Origin of the sequence: Acidiphilium sp. PM, from assembly GCF_000219295.1 — a bacterium.
In the GTDB taxonomy this organism is placed as follows: domain Bacteria; phylum Pseudomonadota; class Alphaproteobacteria; order Acetobacterales; family Acetobacteraceae; genus Acidiphilium; species Acidiphilium multivorum.
This window is the reverse complement of sequence record NZ_AFPR01000457.1, coordinates 1-1,299: the sequence shown is the minus strand read 5'-3', so window position 1 is coordinate 1,299 and position 1,299 is coordinate 1. Positions and strand designations below refer to the sequence as shown.

General features: G+C 65.3%; 1 protein-coding gene and 1 pseudogene. Both read right to left on the bottom strand.

Annotated features, from left to right (window positions below):
• Positions 1 to 461: 461 nt before the first annotated feature.
• Complete coding sequence (locus APM_RS13785; RefSeq protein ID WP_007423979.1) at positions 462 to 1,016, bottom strand: SCO family protein; 555 nt, start codon at positions 1,014 to 1,016, stop codon at positions 462 to 464.
• Positions 1,016 to 1,299, bottom strand: a pseudogene (locus APM_RS13780) (methyl-accepting chemotaxis protein); the annotation flags it as partial. The pseudogene APM_RS13780 and the gene APM_RS13785, both read right to left, overlap by 1 nt.

The following is a 1,299-nucleotide window of genomic DNA, read 5'->3' as shown; positions in this document are numbered from 1 at the left end:
AGCGCCGCAAGGTCGCGCCGAACCCGCGCCGGTAACCGCCGTTCCGCGACCCGCGCCTCGCCCGCCGCCGCTTCCGGCCACGCATTCCGCCGCGCGGGCACCGCGAACGCGCTTCCGGCGGATCCCAGCGCCAGCGCAACTGCCAGTCCATATCCGATCGCCCGAAGCCTCATCACCTCGCCCCGAAACCCTAGGGAATCACCACAGCCTGTGGGAGATCGGCATCTCCGCCGGCCACATCAAGTTCAGCCGGCGGGTAGGCGCGAACAAATGCCCGGCACGCCCCTTGCGGATGATCGCAAAAGCGGGCGTTCCATCCCTGTCCGAGAGCAACATGGTGTTGAGACCAACCGGGGGCGTCACGGGCTGGCGCACCTGGTGGCGGCCGAGGAGCGGTCAGGACGATGAACGACCTCTCGGAGACGGACGGCAGCGGATCAGATCATGGCATCGACCAGGGTTCACTCCCTGCCGGGCTTCGGAACCGGATATCGCCGCAGCGCGCTGGCGAGCGCATCGGCGGAAAGCCCGTCGGGCAGCACGGTTGCCAGTTGCCCCGACGGCGACAGGAGATAGATCAGGCCGCCATGGGTCGGCTGCCCATTCGGTCCGTTCGGCCAGGCCACATACACATGGAATGCTGCGATCGCTTCGTTTACCTGCCGTTTGCTCCCGCCAAGGCCTTCAATACGAGGAGAAAACAAAGAGGCGTAATGCGCCGCGGCCTTCGGACGATCATGCCGGGGATCCACCGTGATGAAGACCGCATCGAAAATCCTGTTGCGCGGATCTGCCATTTCCAGCGCCCGCGCGAGGTGCGTCAAGGTTGTCGGGCAACGATCTGTGCATTTCGTATAGCCGAAGACCACCAGCAGATATCGCCCACGGAACCGCGCCTGCGTCACCACCTTCCCGGCGCCGTCCTGCAGGGCGAATCTGAAAGCCGGCGGCGGTGCCGCGATGCAGGCGGCGGGCCAACCAGCCAGTCCGGCAAGAAGCGCCCGACGGCCAGGCATCAGGCCATTTCCTTCGCTGCCGCCGGCCGATACCGCGATGGGGGAGCCGCGGCATCGTCGACAACGAAGCGTTGCTGAAGTGTCATCATATGCCGCGCCTCAGCAAGAAGGCTATTGGCCGCGGCGTTCGCCTCTTCCACCATAGCGGCATTCTGCTGCGTTACCTGATCCATGTCGCCGACGGCCTGGCTGACCATTTTCAGTGACGAGGCCTGTTCGTTCGCGGTATCGCTGATCCGCCGGACCATTTTGTCGATGTCGTTGACCTGCGACGCCAGGCTCG